The organism is Flavobacterium sp. KY-23415 (assembly GCF_055384985.1).
The window spans coordinates 2206706-2225543 of the sequence record NZ_AP044001.1; the positions used below are offsets into that span (position 1 = coordinate 2206706).

At 31.2% G+C, this 18838-nt stretch carries 18 protein-coding genes; 8 read left to right on the forward strand and 10 right to left on the reverse strand.

Features of this window, described 5'->3' with window-relative positions; genetic code table 11:
* Positions 1 to 4 precede the first annotated feature (4 nt).
* Genes ACZ49Z_RS09670 through ACZ49Z_RS09680 form a run of 3 tightly spaced genes read left to right on the forward strand, consistent with a single transcriptional unit; the run spans position 5 to position 3842 of the window.
* Positions 5 to 625, forward strand: coding sequence for a GNAT family N-acetyltransferase (locus tag ACZ49Z_RS09670; RefSeq protein WP_464307962.1), 621 nt, complete (start codon positions 5 to 7; stop codon positions 623 to 625).
* Between the two features lie 2 nt (positions 626 to 627).
* Positions 628 to 2439: an IucA/IucC family protein gene (locus ACZ49Z_RS09675; protein ID WP_464307963.1), complete on the forward strand. Its 1812-nt coding sequence runs from the start codon at positions 628 to 630 to the stop codon at positions 2437 to 2439.
* A 5-nt stretch (positions 2440 to 2444) separates the two neighbouring features.
* The gene (locus ACZ49Z_RS09680) at positions 2445 to 3842 is read left to right on the forward strand and encodes an MATE family efflux transporter (protein ID WP_464307964.1); all 1398 of its coding nucleotides are present in this window, start codon (positions 2445 to 2447) and stop codon (positions 3840 to 3842) included.
* A gap of 64 nt (positions 3843 to 3906) precedes the next feature.
* Here ACZ49Z_RS09680 and ACZ49Z_RS09685 read toward each other — a convergent pair whose 3' ends face one another.
* Both ACZ49Z_RS09685 and ACZ49Z_RS09690 read right to left on the reverse strand, forming a co-directional pair.
* On the reverse strand, positions 3907 to 4449 hold the full coding sequence (locus ACZ49Z_RS09685; protein WP_464307965.1) for a hypothetical protein: 543 nt from the start codon (positions 4447 to 4449) through the stop codon (positions 3907 to 3909).
* Between the two features lie 11 nt (positions 4450 to 4460).
* Positions 4461 to 5900 carry a nucleoside recognition domain-containing protein gene (locus ACZ49Z_RS09690; RefSeq protein WP_464307966.1) on the reverse strand — a complete coding sequence of 480 codons (1440 nt, stop codon included), beginning with the start codon at positions 5898 to 5900 and terminating at the stop codon, positions 4461 to 4463.
* A gap of 147 nt (positions 5901 to 6047) precedes the next feature.
* Here ACZ49Z_RS09690 and ACZ49Z_RS09695 point away from each other — a divergent pair, with 147 nt between their 5' ends.
* Positions 6048 to 8996, forward strand: a complete 2949-nt coding sequence (locus ACZ49Z_RS09695) for a S8 family serine peptidase (RefSeq protein WP_464307967.1) — start codon at positions 6048 to 6050, stop codon at positions 8994 to 8996.
* 87 nt (positions 8997 to 9083) lie between these two features.
* Here the strand turns inward: ACZ49Z_RS09695 and ACZ49Z_RS09700 are convergent, their stop codons facing one another.
* From ACZ49Z_RS09700 to ACZ49Z_RS09720, 5 genes are all read right to left on the reverse strand, one after another.
* The gene (locus tag ACZ49Z_RS09700; protein WP_464307968.1) at positions 9084 to 9797 is read right to left on the reverse strand and encodes a 3'-5' exonuclease; all 714 of its coding nucleotides are present in this window, start codon (positions 9795 to 9797) and stop codon (positions 9084 to 9086) included.
* Positions 9798 to 9808: 11 nt separating this feature from the next.
* Complete coding sequence (locus ACZ49Z_RS09705) at positions 9809 to 10096, reverse strand: hypothetical protein (protein ID WP_464307969.1); 288 nt, start codon at positions 10094 to 10096, stop codon at positions 9809 to 9811.
* An 8-nt stretch (positions 10097 to 10104) separates the two neighbouring features.
* On the reverse strand, positions 10105 to 11262 hold the full coding sequence (locus ACZ49Z_RS09710; protein WP_464307970.1) for a serine hydrolase domain-containing protein: 1158 nt from the start codon (positions 11260 to 11262) through the stop codon (positions 10105 to 10107).
* Between the two features lie 59 nt (positions 11263 to 11321).
* Positions 11322 to 11792: a methylated-DNA--[protein]-cysteine S-methyltransferase gene (locus ACZ49Z_RS09715; RefSeq protein WP_464307971.1), complete on the reverse strand. Its 471-nt coding sequence runs from the start codon at positions 11790 to 11792 to the stop codon at positions 11322 to 11324.
* Between the two features lie 76 nt (positions 11793 to 11868).
* On the reverse strand, positions 11869 to 12309 hold the full coding sequence (locus ACZ49Z_RS09720; RefSeq protein WP_464307972.1) for a DUF1573 domain-containing protein: 441 nt from the start codon (positions 12307 to 12309) through the stop codon (positions 11869 to 11871).
* A 179-nt stretch (positions 12310 to 12488) separates the two neighbouring features.
* On the opposite strand from ACZ49Z_RS09720, the gene ACZ49Z_RS09725 reads away from it, so the two are divergent.
* Positions 12489 to 13757, forward strand: a complete 1269-nt coding sequence (locus ACZ49Z_RS09725) for a sensor histidine kinase (RefSeq protein WP_464307973.1) — start codon at positions 12489 to 12491, stop codon at positions 13755 to 13757.
* Entirely contained in the window at positions 13750 to 14433 is a 684-nt protein-coding gene (locus tag ACZ49Z_RS09730) for a response regulator transcription factor (RefSeq protein ID WP_464307974.1), read from the forward strand. Before ACZ49Z_RS09725 ends, ACZ49Z_RS09730 begins: the two co-directional genes overlap by 8 nt.
* Here ACZ49Z_RS09730 and ACZ49Z_RS09735 read toward each other — a convergent pair.
* The gene (locus ACZ49Z_RS09735; protein WP_464307975.1) at positions 14430 to 14843 is read right to left on the reverse strand and encodes a c-type cytochrome; all 414 of its coding nucleotides are present in this window, start codon (positions 14841 to 14843) and stop codon (positions 14430 to 14432) included. The genes ACZ49Z_RS09730 and ACZ49Z_RS09735 overlap by 4 nt on opposite strands.
* A gap of 152 nt (positions 14844 to 14995) precedes the next feature.
* Between ACZ49Z_RS09735 and ACZ49Z_RS09740 the strand changes: the two genes are divergently transcribed.
* Positions 14996 to 15928 carry an HU domain-containing protein gene (locus ACZ49Z_RS09740; protein ID WP_464307976.1) on the forward strand — a complete coding sequence of 311 codons (933 nt, stop codon included), beginning with the start codon at positions 14996 to 14998 and terminating at the stop codon, positions 15926 to 15928.
* A gap of 74 nt (positions 15929 to 16002) precedes the next feature.
* Positions 16003 to 16512, forward strand: coding sequence for an acyl-CoA thioesterase (locus ACZ49Z_RS09745; RefSeq protein ID WP_464307977.1), 510 nt, complete (start codon positions 16003 to 16005; stop codon positions 16510 to 16512).
* A gap of 43 nt (positions 16513 to 16555) precedes the next feature.
* Here ACZ49Z_RS09745 and ACZ49Z_RS09750 read toward each other — a convergent pair whose 3' ends face one another.
* A complete protein-coding gene (locus ACZ49Z_RS09750) occupies positions 16556 to 17251 on the reverse strand; it encodes an ABC transporter ATP-binding protein (protein WP_464307978.1) in 696 nt (231 codons plus the stop codon).
* 47 nt (positions 17252 to 17298) lie between these two features.
* A complete protein-coding gene (locus ACZ49Z_RS09755; RefSeq protein ID WP_464307979.1) occupies positions 17299 to 18768 on the reverse strand; it encodes a DUF5687 family protein in 1470 nt (489 codons plus the stop codon).
* Positions 18769 to 18838: the final 70 nt, after the last annotated feature.

Below are 18838 nucleotides of genomic sequence, written 5' to 3' on the forward strand. Positions count from 1 at the left end.
TCGTATGACTAATACAAATAATATTGAAACCGACATAAAACCGACATCTTTTAGAAAAGAAAAAGTTGTTTTTAGTAAAATGATCTCATCTGTTGGCTTGTTTGAATTGCGACCTATAAATTTAGAGGAAGATAGTGTAATGATTCATCAATGGGTACAAAAAGACTATGCAATCTATTGGGAAATGACAAATTTCACCTTAAACGAAGTGAAATCAGCCTATGAAAATATCATTGAAAAAGCACAAGTATATATAGGATTATATAATGGAGAGATGACTTTTTTGTTAGAATGTTATCATCCTAAAGAAGATATAATTAGCAAGTATTATAACGTGGAAGAAGGTGATAAAGGAATGCATATTTTGGTAGCACCTACAGACACACCAATCAAAGGTTTCACATGGGCAGTTTTTACCACCATTTTAGATTTTATTTTTAAAGACGAAACTACCAAAAGAATTGTGGTAGAACCAGATGCTCGCAATCATAAAATACATCAGTTGAACAAAAAAGCAGGTTTTGTTTTTCAAAAAGTACTCGAATTGCCACATAAAAAAGCACATTTAGAATTTTGTACACGCGAAGACTATTATAATGCTCTAAAAGCACAAGAAAAGAATTAATTATGAGTCAAAAAACACAAATTGCTCCAACTGAAAGTATTCAGCATATAACAAAAGAGAATTGGAACAAAGCTAATGCCTTTTTAGTAAAAAAAGCATTGAGTGAATTTGCCCATGAATTGCTAGTTAATCCAATATTGATTAATGAAAATACTTATGTGGTTTCAACTTCTGAAGAAAAAGTAAAATATACTTTTAAAGCGAATATTCTTTCTCTAAATCATTGGTGCATAGAAGATGGTTCTATTCAAAAGTTTATTGAAAAGGAAGAAGTTGCGCTCTCTTTGACGGAATTTATTGTTGAATTTAAAGAGATTTTGGCTATTTCAGAAGTACTTTTACCTACTTATTTAGAAGAAATAACAAGCACTATTTATAGCGTTGCTTTTAAGTTAAGCAATCAGAAATTCACATCAAAAGAATTAGTACATCAAGAATATCAAGAAATAGAACATGCAATGACAGAAGGGCATCCGTGTTTTATTGCGAATAGCGGGAAAAACGGATTCAATAGCCTTGATTTTATCGACTATTCACCAGAAGCAAATGCTCCTGTTAAATTAATTTGGTTAGCAGGACATAAAAGTAGGGCTACTTTTTCATGTATTGAATCTTTAAGTTATGATGCGGTAATTTATCAAGAGTTAGCAATAGATGATTATATGGCTTTTCAAAATAGGATAAAAGAAAAAGGACTCAATGTGGAAGATTATTATTTCTTTCCAGTACATCCTTGGCAATGGTATAATAAGCTAACACTAATTTTTTCCCATGATATTGCTTTAGATTATCTAGTATGTTTAGGTTATGGGAAAGATGATTATTCGGCACAACAGTCTATTCGTACTTTTTTCAACACAAGTAATCCTGAAAAGTTTTATGCAAAAACCGCTTTGTCAGTGGTAAATATGGGTTTCATGCGTGGTCTTTCTCCTTATTATATGGAAAGCACACCAGCTATTACACAATGGGTTGATGATTTGGTCAAGAATGATACTTATCTGCAAGAAAAAGGATTTACTTTATTAGGGGAAGTGGCAACATTAGGTTATAGAAATTTTTTATATGAGCCATTGGGCAGAGCAATTCCTCATAATAAAATGCTAGCCACACTTTGGAGGGAAAGTCCAATTCCGAAACTAAAAGAAGGACAAAAATGCATGACGATGGCGGCTTTATTACATGTGGACAATGATGGAGAAGCTTTTATTAAAGCATTAATCGATTCTTCTGGGATTTCGGCAGAAGAATGGATAAGTCGTTATCTAGAATGTTATTTGTCACCATTATTACATTGTTTCTATAGACATGAAATGGTTTTTATGCCTCATGGGGAAAATTTAATTTTAATTTTTGAAAATAATATTCCTGTAAAAGCAATTATGAAAGATATTACAGAAGAAGTAATGGTTTTTAACCCGAATGCTCCTTTGCCAGAAAAAGCTAAACGCATTTATATCGACATGGACGAACCACTTAAAATATTATGTCTTCAAAATGATGTTTTTGAGTTTTTCTTTAGGTTTTTAGGGGCAATTCTGCATGAAAATAAGGTGATGCATCAAGATAATTTTTGGAGTTTGGTTTCCCAATGTGTTTCAAACTATCAAAAAGCACATCCAGAATTGCAAACACAATTTAAGAAATATGATTTGTTCGTTACAGAATTTGATGCTTGCTGTTTAAATCGTTTGCAATTAAAGAACAACAAACAAATGTTAGATTTAACAACACCAACCGATAGTTTACAGTTTGTAGGGAAATTGAAAAACCCAATACATAGAATAAAAAAGAAGAGGAATTCTTCTGTATAGCAACAATGAAAAAGAAAATTAGCTTTTTAAAAGAAGTGATAAGCGGTAAAGAAGACTATGACTTCACATCCATCAATTTAAACAAGGCTATTCTATTGTTAGCCATTCCAATGGTTTTAGAGTTGGTCTTGGAATCGGTTTTTGCCTTAGTAGATTTGTATTTTGTAGGGCATTTAGAAAATAGTAATCTAGCGATACAGATTATTGGTCTAACAGAATCGGTCAATACTATAATTTATTCCATCTCTATTGGATTGAGTGTTGCTGCAACAGCAATTGTGTCTAGAAGAGTAGGAGAAAAGAAGCCTAGAAAAGCAGGTGAAGTGGCAATGCAATCTATTTTTATTGCTTTAGTCATTTCTCTATTTGTTAGTGTGTTTGGAGTTGTCTTTGCAGAAGAATTATTCACCTTTCTAGGAGCGTCAGCAGAAAGTAGAGCGCATGGAATATTATATCCTAAAATAATTTTTGCAAGCAGTTGCTTTATTATTCTAATTTTCCTTATCAACGGAATCTTTAGAGGAATTGGCAATCCAGCTTTGGCAATGAAAAGCCTTTGGTTTGCCAATATTTGCAATATCATTTTATGTCCCATTTTAATTAATGGTTGGGGAATAATTCCAGCTATGGGGATCGTTGGAGCAGCTTTGGCAACAGCGATAGGAAGAGCTTTGGGGGTGTTTTATCAATTGTACTTTTTATTTTTCAGAGTGCATTTAGTTACTATAAAGATAAGATATATAAAACCTAAATTAAAACTGATAATAGGGTTGATCAAAGTGGCTACTCCTGGGATCATGCAATATGTAATTGCTTCTTGTAGTTGGATTTTTTTATCGCAAATTGTTGCCAAAACAGGAGGTGAAAACGGATCGTCAGGTTTTCAAACAGCTATTCGAATCATGATGTTTTTTATGTTACCTGCTTGGGGATTGAGTAACGCAACAGCTACATTGGTCGGATTAAATTTAGGGGCAAAAAACAAAGAAAGAGTGCGAGAAGCAGTGGTTTTAACAACAAAATACAGCATGATTTTCTTAGGATTTGCAATGACTTTGTGTTTGGTTTTTGGAGAAGCTATGATTCGTTTCTTTACCAATGATGAATATATTATTGAAATCGCCTATTCTGCATTAAAAATTGTGAGTTATGGGTATTTGTTTTATGGAGTTGGTATGGTGCTTAATAATGTCTTTAATGGAGCAGGAGACACGATGACACCAACATGGGTAAATCTTATTGGTTTTTGGTTAATACAAATTCCATTGGCATATATACTTTCCTATACTTTCAAACTAGATGCTTTAGGAGTGTTTATTGCCATTCCAATTGCAGAAGCAGTAATCACTATGATGAGTATAATAATGTATCGAAGAGGAAAATGGATTAACGTGAAGGTTTAGTTTCTGTTCTTTGATAATAAAATTGGATTGTTTTCAATAAAGTTGTAACCAATGTCTATTGTTTTTATATCTCTACTGTTTTAATTTCATCTCTTAGAATGAAATGTTTGTATTTGTCAAAATTCCTTTTCTCAATTATTAGAGCTTGTGGAGCTTTGTAAAGGAGAAGTTTTATGATTTTATTAGAAGAAAAAACTTCGTTTTTTTTTATTTCATCTTTGAATTTTATAATGACATTATTGTTTAATTCCATTTTGTAAAATTGATCTCTACCATTTATATAGGTTAAAGAAATAACTTCAGAATATTGAATTTTAGATTGATAATTGTCATTGATGCTTATCAGTTCATTTTCAGAAAAAACTATGTACTCTTTTTTTGTAAAATACTTAATTAAGAAATAAGATGAAAAGATTAGCCCTATTGTAAGCGGAATTAAAAATAAATAAATATAGTCTTTAGACTTTACTCTTAAAGCACACTCTAAAACGAAGTAGATAATTACTACCATCCATAAACTGATAAAAACAGTTCGATAAATGTAGGTTTGTAATTTATACTTGCTAATGTTTCCACAAAGTTTATCTGGATTGTTAATTTCTATCATTATAGTATGTTTTAAAAAAACCAACTAGCCACTAAAATACCAGTAATTACACAAATTAAATCCACGAGAAGCATCATTCCTAAAGTGTAACGTGTGTTTTTAATACTTACAGAGCCAAAATAAACAGCAATAACATAGAAAGTGGTTTCGGCACTACATTGAAAAATACAGCTTAGTCTTCCAGCAAAAGAATCTGGTCCAAAAGTACGCATAGCATCAATCATAAAGCCACGTGAACCACCAGAACTAAAAGGTCTTAAAATGGCAACAGGTAAGGAGTCAGTAATTTCTTTTGCAACTCCCAAATGTGCAAAAACAAATGAAATTCCATAACTTATAATTTCAAATAAGCCACTATTTCTTAATAATGAAATGGCAACTAACATTCCCATAACATAAGGGAAGATCATGACTCCTGTTTTTAAACCATTATTTGCACCTACAACGAAAGTGTCAAACATTGTCGTTTTTTGAGCTATAAATTTTTTCTCATTAATAAAAGAAAAAACAAGAGTAAACCCAATAATAGTCAATAATAAAACTCCTGATAAGTTGGCTGTGAAATAATTCTTGCCAATTAAGTCTAATGTGTTTACATAGAATAATAAACCAACAATAGCACCAATAAGTCCCATTATTGCAGCTAAAAGTGAAGCACTCTTAAAATTGATTTTTTGTTTCATTCCAACGAGTAAGAATGCAGCAATTGTTCCAATAAAAGAAGTAATAATACAGGGTAACATTACATCAGCAGGATTAGCTGCATTTTCAGCAGCTCTATAGCCAATAATTGAAGTAGGAATTAATGTTAAACCAGCAGCATGCAAACACATGAACATAATTTGGGCATCACTTGCTTTGTCTTTGTCTTCGTTTAATTCTTGAAGGCTTTGCATCGCTTTTAAACCAAAAGGGGTTGCGGCAGAATCTAATCCTAAAAAGTTAGCGGCAAAATTAAGAGTCATATAAGAGATGGATTCATGGTCTTTTGGTAGTGAAGGAAACACTTTGGCAAACATCGGACTTAATTTTTTTGCCAATTTTTCAGAAGCTCCAGAAATAATTAATAATTCCATAATACCACAAAAAAATGCCAAATAAGCAATTAATGGAAGAATTAAATCCAATAAACTGCTTTTGCACATTGGTAACAATCCATCGGCTTGTTGCACACCGCTATAGATTTTTACAGATTGTTTGTTATAAATATAGGTAGTGTCAGAATCTTTAATATTTCTATTTAAAATAAAAATTTTATCAGACGATTTTTGAATACTATCTTGAATAAATAGAGGAACATCTTTTAAATATTTTTCAGAAATTAGAATAGGTTCTCCTTGTTTTCCATTCAAAACATAATCAATAGAATAATATTTAGAAGTAAACAAACCAATAATAATAAAAGCAATTGAAGAAACAAAAATTGCTAACCAAAATCTACTTAATACCATTTCTTTTTTTTGTAAAGATACAATTTATGCTTAAAAAATATAAAATGTAAAAGAATTATAGATTTTTTTGTTTTTTATGTATAAAAAAACATTTTAAATTATAAAAAAGTTAAATTTGTAATTCGATTATTGAAAAAAAACTACCATATGAAAAAAAACATACTTAAACTATCATTATTGAGTTTTTTTGCTGCTACTTCTTTTGCCCAAACAAAAGAAGATGTAGTCAAAATTATTAAGAATTACGATGTTGAAGCAATCAAGGCAAAGGCAATATTTTTTGAAGCTTTAGAAAAAAAGGAAAAAGAATTAGCAATTGCTGAAGCTTTAAAAAAGGGTTGGCCAATTATTGTTGAGAAAAAAGATGGAGGTTTTGAAGAGTTAATGGGATTAACACCTGATGGATATCCTATTTATTATTCTACAACAAATGCAAATGCTGCAAAATCAACACGAGCAGTTCACCTTAATTCTGGGGGGACGCTAGGTTTGAATTTAAATGGTGAAAATATGGTTGCTCGTGTTTGGGATGGCGGTACAGTAAGAAGAACACATAATTTATTCGAAAACAGAGTCACAACTGTTGATGATGTTTCTGGGACTACATATGATTCTCATGCAACGCACGTTACAGGAACAATTTTAGCCTCAGATGCGTCTGCTTCAACAAAAGGAATGGCTTATAATGCTACTGGAAGAACGTTTAATTGGACAAATGACGAAAGTGAGGCATTGAGTGAAGTCTTGGGAGGGATGTTAATTTCTAATCATTCCTATGGGGTACGAATAACCAGTAATTCTGGGGCAATTCAGCCTGCTTGGTATATTGGGGCTTATACATCTGCAGCAAGAAATTGGGATGAAATCTCGTATTTGTCACCTTATTATTTGCCTGTAATGTCTGCGGGTAATGATGGGAATAATAATGATAATCCAAATCCAATTGCTAATGGTTTTGATAAACTGACTGGAGATAAAACTGCAAAAAATAGTTTGATAGTGGCAAATGCACAAGATGCAAATGTTGCTCCAGACGGAACTTTATTAAGTGTTGCAATTAGTTCTTCAAGTAGTCAAGGACCTACAGATGATAGAAGGATAAAACCAGATATTGCAGGAAATGGAGTGTCATTAACATCAACAGATAGCGGAAGTGATACGGCTACAGGAGTAAAAAGCGGTACGTCTATGGCTAGCCCAAATGTTTCGGGTACTTTATTGTTGTTACAGCAGCACTATAAAAATGTTACCAATAGTTTTATGAAAGCAGCTACTTTGAAAGGTCTTGCTTGTCATACAGCAGATGATGCAGGTGTAGTTGGGCCTGATCCAAAATTTGGGTGGGGATTATTAAATGCTAAAGCTGCAGCCGAGGCAATCACTAATAACGGATTAACTTCTTGGGTTTCTGAAGAAAGTTTGTTGCAAAACCAAACGTTTTCTATGACCGTTAAGTCAAATGGAGGTTCAAATAATCCTTTAATTGCTTCAATCACTTGGACAGATGTTCCTGGAGCTGTAAAAACTAACACTATAGATAATGATCCATTGTCTGTTTTGGTTAATAACTTAGATATAAAAATAACTCGCAATGGAACTACCTATTTTCCATGGAGGCTAGAGAGTAATCCAAATGTTTCGGCAACTAGGCTCACAGATAATAATGTAGATAATGTTGAGGTAATAAAGATTGATGCTCCAGAAGCAGGAGATTATGTTATAACGGTAACTCATAAAGGAAATTTAGTAAATAATAAACAAGATTATTCGCTAGTGATTACAGGTATTTCTTCTGGTTTTTCGTTAATCTCTAAATCAGAAGATTTGATTGTTTGCGATTCACAAAGTGCAGTATATACTTTTGATTATAAACAAGTAGGATCTGGGACGACTAATTTTTCTGCAATAGGATTGCCAGCTGGAGCAAACGTGGTATTTAGTCCTGCAAGTTTAAACACAAATGGAACAGTTACAATGACAATATCTAATCTTTCGAGTGTTGTACCTGGGCAATATAATGTAGGGATTCAAGGAGATAATGGAATTGAAACTGAGATTAGAACAAAAAACTTAAAAATATATTCAGCTAATTTTCAGCCAGTTGTTTTAGACTCTCCAGTGAATTCTCAAAATACAGTTGCAACAACGGTAACTTTAAAATGGGTAGAGCATGTTAATGTTGAATCTTATAATTTACAAGTAGCAACTTCGCCAACTTTCACAACCTTACTAGTGAATGAAACAGTGACAGGGAACAATTTTCTTGTATCAGGATTGAATGAAGAAACAAATTATTATTGGAGAGTTATTCCAGCGAATAGATGTGGGACAGATCTTGCTTCTAATGCGACAATTTATAATTTTGAGACAGGGAAATTAACCTGCGGTTTCTCATTTTCTGCTACAGATTTTTCAAATAATATTATTGAGATTACAGCAAATAGTATTGCTTCTGTGCCTATTGAAGTTTCTGGAGGTATTGTGATAGGAGATTTAAATGTTGCTCTAGATTTGACACATACTTATATTCAAGATATGACCTACTACCTTGAAGGGCCAGCTTCAATAGGAAGTCCAATAGTTACCTTATTTAAACAGCCATGTGGTGATAATGATGATATTAATTGTACGATTGACGATTCTGGAGTGGACTTTACTTGTAATGGAACATCGCCTGCAATTTCTGGAACTGTTAAGCCTTTTGAGACTTTAAGTTCGTTAAATGGTTTGATAGCAGATGGTACATGGATTTTAAGAGTTGAAGATCCTTTTAATGGAGACGGAGGAACAATAAATGCGGTAACACTTTCCTTCTGTAATATTGAAGAAGCATTAAGTGTTGAAGGAAATGTGCTTTCAGATATTAAAATATATCCAAACCCTGCAAAAAACAGTATTAATATCAATTTGAATAATTCAATTACTAATGAAATAGACTATACTTTGTATGATATTCAAGGAAGATTAATGATGAATAAAAAATCTTCTTCAGCGATTACAAATTTAAATATAGAAAACCTTACTGAAGGAATTTATTTATTAGTTATTGAAACTGAAAATGTAAAGTCAACAAAGAAAATAGTTGTAAAAAGATAAAAATTGGTTTACAATATAATACAATAAAAAAAGAGCTCAAGCTCTTTTTTTATTGTATTTGTTCCTGTGAGAGAATTTACTGGTTATTTACACATGAATAATCTCATCGTCAGTTAATAAATCTTCTCTTCTAAATCTAAGAAAGATTTGTGCCACAGCTATAACGTCTTTTTCACAATAGGTAATAATTCTATCAATATTATTTTCAATATAAAAAACATGAGCAACTTCACTACCATCAATGTCATCTTTTGGAGAAGGAACTCCTAAAACTTTTGTGAGTAATTTTAAAGAAGTAAAATGTTTAAAATCTCCAAATTTCCATAATTCAAGAGTGTCAAGGTGAGGAACTTCCCAAGGTTTTTTGCCGAATAAATTTAACTTGTCAGGTAGTGGAACAGAGTTGATAATCATACGACGTGCTATAAAAGGAATATCAAATTCTTTTGCATTATGTCCACATAAAACATGTTGTGGTTGGTTGAAATGATTATTTAATAGATTCGAAAAATCCAGTAGTATTTTCTTTTCATCTCCCCAGAAACTAGTCACTCTAAAGTTTCTAATGTCTGCTTTGTTAGAAAAATACCCAACAGAAATTGTAATAATCTTGCCGAATTCTGCCCAAATTCCTGCTCTTTCATAAAAATCTTCAGCAGTTACTTCGTCTTTTCTTTGATATTGTGTTTTGTGTTCCCAGAGTTTCTTTGTTTCTTCATCCATACCTAAATAACTATTGTATTCTGGTACCGTTTCAATGTCTAGGAAAAGTATATTGTTGAGGTTTATTTTTTCAATCATTTAGTATTGTTTTAAAAAATAGCATATTTTATCATGATTGTTATAATTACTATAATTACAATTAGAAAAAGAGAGGTGTATAGTTGAGTAGTTTTTCTATTTTCTTTTTGTAGACGTTTCTTTATCTCAGCCTTTATTCTGTTTAGTTTTTCATCAGGAACTGTTGGAATAGGATTTTCTTCATTAGAAGATATTTTTTCCAAACTTTTTTTTCTTGAGTCTAATTTTTCTCGACGATTATTTTTCTTGTAATCATTGATTTTTTGTCGGTTATTTAAACCTGAAAAATGACTATTCATAACTGCTCTTATTTTCTTTGTGCTAACATTTTATAAGTTTCATTAACATAGACATAAAGATCATCACTATGAGGGTCAGTTTCTGTTTGAATTCCTTTAATGTGTCCAAGACGTACAATGATTAAATTGTCTTCAGGAATTACAATAACAAACTGCCCTAAATGTCCTCTTAAATAGAATAACTTTTTGTTGTTGATAGTATGTATCCAAAAACCATAGCCGTATTGCGGACTTTCTGGGAAACGTGGGGTAATACATTTTTGAACAAAACTAGAGTCTAATAGTTGTTTTCCGTTCCAATTTCCGTTGTTTAAGTATAGCTTTCCGAAACGTGCAAAATCTCTAGCATTACTTGCAACACAACAATAAGCTTTTTCAATTCCATCCGGAGCATGGTCTAATTGCCACAGAGCTTCATTTTCAGCTCCCATTGGTTGCCAGAAATGCTTCGAAACATAGTCGGAAACATACTCTCCAGTTGCCTTTTCAATACACATAGCAAGCAATTGTGTTGCACCGCTTAAATATTTGAAAGACTGACTTGGTTTTTCGTTAATTTCTAATCCGAGAATTACTTTTTTCAAATCGTCATCAAAATAGGCTCTGGTAACAATAGAAAATGGGCTATAATATTTTTCGTCCCAACTTAATCCTGAAGCCATAGAAGACAAGTCACCCACAGTTACTTCTTTTGCAAATTCGCCTTTGAGTTCAGGGAAAAAATCAATAACCTTTTGGTCTAAACTCTTAATTTTTCCTTCCATGATAGCTTTTCCAAGTGCCATAGTAATGATGCTCTTTGCCATGGAGAAAGAATTCGACTTTGAATCTTTGGTATAACCATCAAAATAGCTTTCATGAAACAAACTGTCATTTTGAATGATTAAAAAAGAAGCAGTTTTAAGTTCTTTATGAGTGTTTTCTAATGTTTCAGTTGCGGGTATGGTATTGTAGTCTTTTGAAAGATTCCACGGTTGTGCAGTGCCTTTTTTTATTTCTCTATTTGGAAAATGGGTGTAGTCCTCTAAAAAAGCAGTAGTGTAGCCTCTAAAATAGATAGTTCTAACAGCTCTTAAGAGATAGTCAACATCAAAAATATACATTAAGACAATAATGGAAACCAATAAGATGGTGAGCCATTTAAAAAACTTTTTTAAGAATTTCATGTTATGCTTGTAGATTTATAAGCATAAAAGTAATGAAAAAGTAAACGTTTAGAAAATTTTTAGAAAAGACTTTGTTGTTTTGCAGGATTTTCGTGCTCAATTAGCCATTTTTTTCTCCATAAGCCACCTGCGTAGCCAGTAAGTGAACCATCTGTGCCAATTACACGGTGACAAGGAACAACTATCCAAAGTGGGTTTTTCCCATTAGCAGAAGCAACTGCTCTAATAGCCTTAACGTCTCCAAGTTGTTTAGATAGCTCTAGGTATGAAACAGTTTTTCCATAAGGTATTTTTAATAAAGCCTTCCAAACTTTTTTTTGAAAATCAGTTCCTTTTGGATTAATTTCAAATGTAAAATTGGTTCTTTTGCCTTCAAAATAATCATTTAATTGACTAACTGCCTCTTTAAGCTCTAGCGGTATTTCTTTGGAGATTTCTCCTTCTTGTAAAATAGAAATGACTGAAACTCCATTTTCGTCTCCTTTTATTTTTGCGGTTCCTAAAGGTGTATTTATAAATACTGTTTGCATTTTATAAAGATAAAAAAAACCATCTTAATAAAAAGATGGTTTTTCGTAAGTAAGATATAAAAAAATTGTTGTTTTATTATTTGAACATTACTGATTTTTCTTCTTCAGCAATTACTTTTCCTTTAATAACTAAAACTTTTGGAGCAGCACCTTCTTCACTAGTAGTAACAGTTACTGTTTTGTGAAAGTTTCCTGGAGCAGCAGCATTGTAAGTTGCAGTTACACTTCCTTTTTCTCCTGGTTTAATTGGAGTTTTAGTATAATTAGTAGCTGTACAACCACAAGATGGCTTTACATTAGTTACTAAAATAGTTTCTTTTGTAGTATTTGTAAAAGTGAATTCATATGAAACAGGTTTTCCTTTCTCAACATCACCAAATTCATGAGTTTCGTTTGCCCATTTAATTGCAGAAGTTTTAGTTTGAGCAACCGTTGATGGTGCTTTTGTAACTGCACTTTGTGCAAATGATATTGTTGAAATGAATAATGCTACAATAGATAATTTTATCGCTTTCATATTTTTCAATTTTTATTTTAATAATTTTGTTCTACAAATGTAAAAACTAATAATAATATTGTTGTTAATCAATTTGTAATGATTGTTAATGACATGTTAACAGAGTGAAAATTGAATTTAAAACATGTAATATTATGCAATAATTATAAATAGATTGCCCAATACATATATAGTAATAAATGAAATTAACAAAATTAAATGTTGTAATATTAATTGGTTTCTTAGCTATTTTAGGAGTAGTGATCATGCAATTCTTTTTGTTGAATCAAGCGTATTCCTTCGAGAAGAAAGAAGTTGAAAGTAAAATTCATTATGCATTACTTGATGTTGTCGAAAGAATATATGTTGATAATAATTCGGAATTAATTGTTAATAATCAAATAACTAAAGTGGCACATAACTATTATGTTGTGAATGTGAATGATGTTTTTGAAAATAACATCTTAGAATTTTACTTGAAGAAAGAATTTAATGAAGTCAAACTAGATTTAGATTTTGAGTATGCAATTTATGACTGTGGATCTAATAATATGGTCTATGGTAATTATATTTCGGCAAATGGTGATGCGCAAAAAAAGTGTGAAGATTGTTTTACAGAAAACCATGATTTAACCTATTATTTTGCGGTGAGGTTTCCCACATTAAGACAAAGTTATTTTAATAGTTTAAGACAATATTGGTTGTATACTTTAGTGCTATTTTTGGTTTTAGTGATCTATGTGTATTCGGTTTTGTTAATGTTAAAACAAAAAAGATATACAGTTTTACAGAATGATTTTATTAATAATATGACACATGAGTTTAAAACACCATTAGCATCAATATTAATAGCCTCTAATTATGCAAATTCGCAGAAGGAAATCAAAGAAAGTCCAAAATTATCTAAGTATATTGAGATAATCATAAAGCAAAGTCAGAAGTTAAATATGCATATAGAGCAAATATTGTCTTTAGCAAAAACGGATAGTCACAATATAGATTTGAATCGTACCAATGTTGATTTAAGTGAGATGTTTAAATTAATAAAAGAAAATATAAGTCTAAAATATTCAAAAAAGGTTTCGTTTGTACTGCTTTTTCCTAAAAATTATCTAATCAACGCAGATGAATTTCATTTTTATAACATTTTGTATAATATTGTAGATAATGCAATTAAGTATGCTAAAGAAAATCCAGAAGTAACTGTAATGGTAAATGAAAATAAAAAGTATGTAGATTTATCAATTACAGATAACGGAGCAGGTGTTTCAGATAAAGATTTGCCTTTTATTTTTGATAAATTTTATAGAGTTGAAAGAAAGGATAGTAAAGAAATAGAAGGTTTCGGTATTGGACTAGCCTATGTGAAAAAAATTTGTCAATTGCATAATTGGAAAATAAGTGCAAGTTCCACATCTTCGGGTTTAACAATTTTAATTCAAATTCCAAAAACAGACATTTATGAGTAAGAAGCGAATTTTATATGTAGAAGATGATGAAACATTGGCTTTTTTAACCGCTGATAATTTAGAACAACATTTTGAAGTAATTCATTGTAATAATGGAGCTGCTGCGTTTCAAAAATTTTGCGATGAAGATTTTGATTTATGTGTGCTAGATATTATGTTGCCAGACATGGACGGATTTGAAATAGCAACCGAAATTAGAAAGCGAAACGAAGAAGTTCCTATAATTTTTCTTTCTGCCAAAACAATGAAAGAAGATAGGATAAAAGGACTCCGATTGGGGGCTGATGATTATCTAGTAAAACCCTACTCTATAGAAGAATTGATTTTGAAAATTGAAATTTTTCTAAATAGGAGTCACAAAGTAGTAGAAAAATCAAATAAAACATATATTATTGGTTCTTTTGAATTTGAGTATGAAAATTATTTTCTAAAAAGTAATAAAAAAGAAATTACACTCACAGAAAGAGAAGCTGCATTACTAAAATTGTTTTTAGATAACACTAATACTGTTCTAAAAAGAGAAAAAATACTCACTTCATTATGGGGAAATGATGATTATTTCTCTGGAAGAAGTCTAGATGTTTTTATTTCTCGATTACGCAAAATTCTAAAAGAAGAAACAAATGTTAAAATTGAAAATATTCCTAGAGTAGGGTTTAAAATGGTTATCGATTAATTAGCATAGCTTAACATGTATTCTTCTAAAGCTTTTAGCTCTTCATCGGTCATTTGCTTTGTTATTGATAAATTCGTTTTCATAATTTCATATTGTGAAGGATCAACTATAGGGTCGCTTTCCTCTTTAAGAAAAGAAACAATACTAGAATTTGAAGATCGATACAAATCGGCAATTTCTTTGATGCTTGGGCCAATTATTTTGGTTTCTGGGTTATGACAAGCAACGCATGTGCCTTTCCCTTCAAATAGTTTTTTTCCTTCTTCTATTTTTGAGTTTGAAGATTTTTTTGAATCTGAAATAGTTTCATTTGTTGCAGGTTTTCCAAAATTTTCTTCTTCTTTTTTTTGACCACAATTAAGGAGTAGTAAAAATGTTAAAACGCCTAGACCAATTGTTGTTTTTTTCATGATTAGTAGATATTTTTTTTAATGTTGATCAAAGATAAAAGCAATTTTAAAAATAAAATGTGATTTTTATCAGTTTTCAAAAAATCAAAAATTGTTAATAACATTTGTTAATAACATTTTGAAAATGGTATTGTTTACTTAACTTTGTCATTATGAAGTTAGATAAATACATATCCGATTTATTATATCGTTATCAGTGTGTTACTGTTCCTGGTTTTGGTGCGTTTGTAACAGAAAATCAGTCTGCACAGATAAGTGGTAGTGCTTGCACGTTTATTCCTCCAAGGAAGGCAATTTTTTTTAATGTAAATATTAAAAATAATGATGGTTTGTTAGCGAATCACATTTCCTTACAAGAAAATATATCCTATGATGAGGCTGTTGAAAAAATTAATGCTCAAGTTAATGTTTGGATGGATGCTATTTATAAAAAAGATAGGCTGGTTTTAAATAATATTGGCGATCTTTTTATTAACTCAGATCACAAATGGATTTTTGAGCCTTCAACTACTGTCAATTACTTGGTTTCTTCTTTTGGTTTAAATAGTTTTGTAATTCCAGAGATGAAGCGTGAGGTTGTCAAAGAGCAGGTGGTGGTTTTAGAACCAAAAGCACCTGTTGTTTTGGTTCCACAAAGGAAAAAGAATTATGCTTTCTTGAAATATGCAGCAGCAATAACGTTACTTTTGGGGGCTGGTTCGGCTGCATATAAAATTCAACATGATCAGCAAGTAGAAATTGATACATTTTTAGTAAAAAAAGTGGTGCAAAGAAAAGTACAGAGTACGATTCAAGAAGCAACTTTTTTTATTGAGTCTCCGATTGATCCAGTAGAGCTTATTGTTAAGGAAGAAAAGACGGCTCCTTTTCATTTGATAGCAGGGGCTTTTAGGAGTGAAGAAAATGCTAAAAAAGCATTGAAAATTTTGCAAGAAGAGGGCTATCCTGCTCATATTTTAAAGTTGAATAGTAATGGTTTAATTCCTGTAGCATATTCAAGTTTTAAAACTGAAGCAGAAGCAGAAATAGAAAAAAATAGATTATTAAAAGAAGATAAGGCAGATTGCTGGATCCTAATAGAGTAAAAAAAATCCCTTTTTGGGATTTTTTTATATCCAATTCTCAATAGCTTGTTATCTTTGCAAAAAAAACAACAACAATGCATACAAAATATCCTTCTGAGTCGGTTACTACTTTAACAGACTTAGTGTTACCAGGGGAAACAAATCCTCTAAATAATCTTTTTGGTGGAGAACTATTAGCAAGAATGGATCGAGCTGCAAGTATTACAGCGAGAAGGCATTCAAGAAGAATCTGTGTGACAGCTTCGGTAAATCACGTAGCTTTTAATAGAGCAATTCCATTAGGGAGTGTTGTTACTGTTGAATCTAAAGTGTCTAGAACATTTAATACTTCAATGGAAATTTTTATAGATGTTTGGATAGAAGATAGAGAATCTGGAGTAAAAAATAAAGCAAATGAAGCAATTTATACTTTTGTTGCAGTTGATGAAACAGGAAGACCAGTTCAAGTTGCTCCAGTTGAACCACAAACGCAACTTGAAAAAGAAAGATATGAAGCTGCTTTAAGAAGAAAGCAATTGAGTTTGGTATTGGCTGGAAAAATGAAGCCAAGTGAAGCAACAGAATTAAAAGCTTTATTTAGTTAGAAAAAAGCAACTGTCAGGATTTTTTATCCTGACAGTTTTTGTTTTAAGCAGAAAAGAATGTTTCTAATTCTTTTAAGGTTTCTGTAGAAGGAACAAGATCTTTAACGATATTGCCTTTTTCTAGAACGACTATCCTGTCTGAAACTTCAACGGTGTGTTGCAAGTCATGACTAGAAACTAAAACTGTAGTGTTTTTGTCTTCTGCTAAAGATTTTATTATCTTTTTTAATCGAATTTGTGTTGTTGGATCAAGGTTGGCAAAAGGTTCGTCTAGAATAACAACTTCTGGATTGCCAATTAAAGCACCAATAATCCCAGCTTTTTTCGCATTACCTTTAGAAAGATCTCTAAGATATTTTTTGTTGTTTAAAATTTCTCCATTAAAGAAATCTTCATACTTTTTTAAGAAATTATCCACATCGGCTTTGTTCCATCCTCTAAGTTCACCAATGAAATAAAAATATTCTTCTGGAGTTAGATAGCCAATAAGAAAACTTTCGTCAATGAAAGAACTTGTGAAAGTTTTCCATGCTTCACTAGTGTTTATTTGTATTGTGTTAGATGTTATTTTTCCGTTAGTAGGTTGGATTAGGTCTAGAAGTAAACTAAAAAAAGTAGTTTTACCAGCACCGTTGTTTCCAACAAGGCCAAAGCTTTGTCCTTTAGGTATTTCTAAATTTTCTATATTTAAAACGGTTACTCCGTTATAGGATTTCTGAAGGTTTGAAACGTGTATCATTTTTATGTAATTCTAAAGTTAGAGAAAATGCAATTAATAAGTGTATATTATTTTTTTTGTTTATAAGCTTCAAGAGTAGCATATTTTTCTTTTTTGTAAATAGCTTCAATAGCTTTGAAAACTCTGTTTTTAAAAGCGAATCCTAATATCCCAGTAAGTGCTACAAAAAGGTAGCCATATTGCCAGCCTAAAGTATAGTGACCAATTGCGTAAACAACCATTGGTAGTAGAAGTTTTGGTAATGAAATTAAAAGCGTCTTTAAATTGAAGGCTTTCTTGTCTCCGAATGCGTTTTTGTTTGATGTTAAATCAATTGGTGTTTTAATATATGCACCACCAAGGAGTACTAGATGGGAGCTAACGCCAATGTTGAAAATGGCACCAACAATTATTGCAAAATAGACTTCCCAGCCAAAATATAAATAGAAGGAAGCAAGAAGTGTAGAAATAATTGTTCCAATGACCATTAACCACCATTTTGAAGATAAATAATCCCTATAAGTGATGTTTTGAGTCATCATTAAAGGGTAGTAAGAACTGTCCCAGCTAGGTACAAACTGCCCGAAGTTTAAAAGAAAGCCACCGGAAACAAAAATACCTGCAAATATTTTCCAAACAGGAGCACTATAGGCTTCTATTGAATTGGTAAAGAAGAGTAAACCGTAAAACAAGAACATTATACTCATTATTAATGTAGATTTGGCTCTTTTGTTTCTTTTTAAAAGGCGAATGTCATTTTTTAAGAATGTGCCTAAACTTCCCAATTGATCTAGCCAAGTAAGATTTTCTGTTGTAGCGTTGTCTTGTTTTAAAGATAAACCTGCGTCTAAATATAGATTTGATTTAAAAAAATTAAAAGTTAAAAAATATAAGCCAGAAAGTATTAACAATGGAGTAATAAAAGTGAAAGGCAGTTTGTAAAAGCTATTAAAGGCAATATGTGTATATTGAGTAATGTCAAAAATAGAATAGTATTGGAGCAGTCCCAGTGTTGCAAAAACACCAACTACAGCATAAAAAACATTGTCCTTTTTGTCTATTAATATTGCGATAAAATTATTGCAATATATAGTGAGTAAGATACTAAATCCCCACAATAGCGTGTTAAGTGGGGTGAATCCTTTTGTTATTAAGACGATAGTGAATGGTATAAAGAAAAACCAGTGAATAAAATTAAAGAATGAAAGAATAGTTTTGTTTAATGTGTAATGGACAATGCTGTTTTTTTTGATGTTTTGATTCAAAAAAGGGCGAATAGTTAGTGAAGGCATCTTTTGGAAAAAGAAACGAATGAGTAAATCCATAACTAGATAGTAAATTATGAACTTATTAATTGTTGGAAATGGGTCTAATCCAGCTTTTTCCAATATAAAATAGGACCCAATACCTAAACCTATAAAGGTTGCAATCATGTATATTGCGGCAAAAGCCATTATAATTTTTATAGCTAAATTAGAAGAGAAAGAAGAAGATCTGAAAAAAGCTTTCCATTCTAATGTAATGAATTGTTTAATCATGGTTATGGTTTTGTTAGTTTATTATAAGTAGCAATTAGGGTAAAAATGTTACGATAAATTTGGAATAACT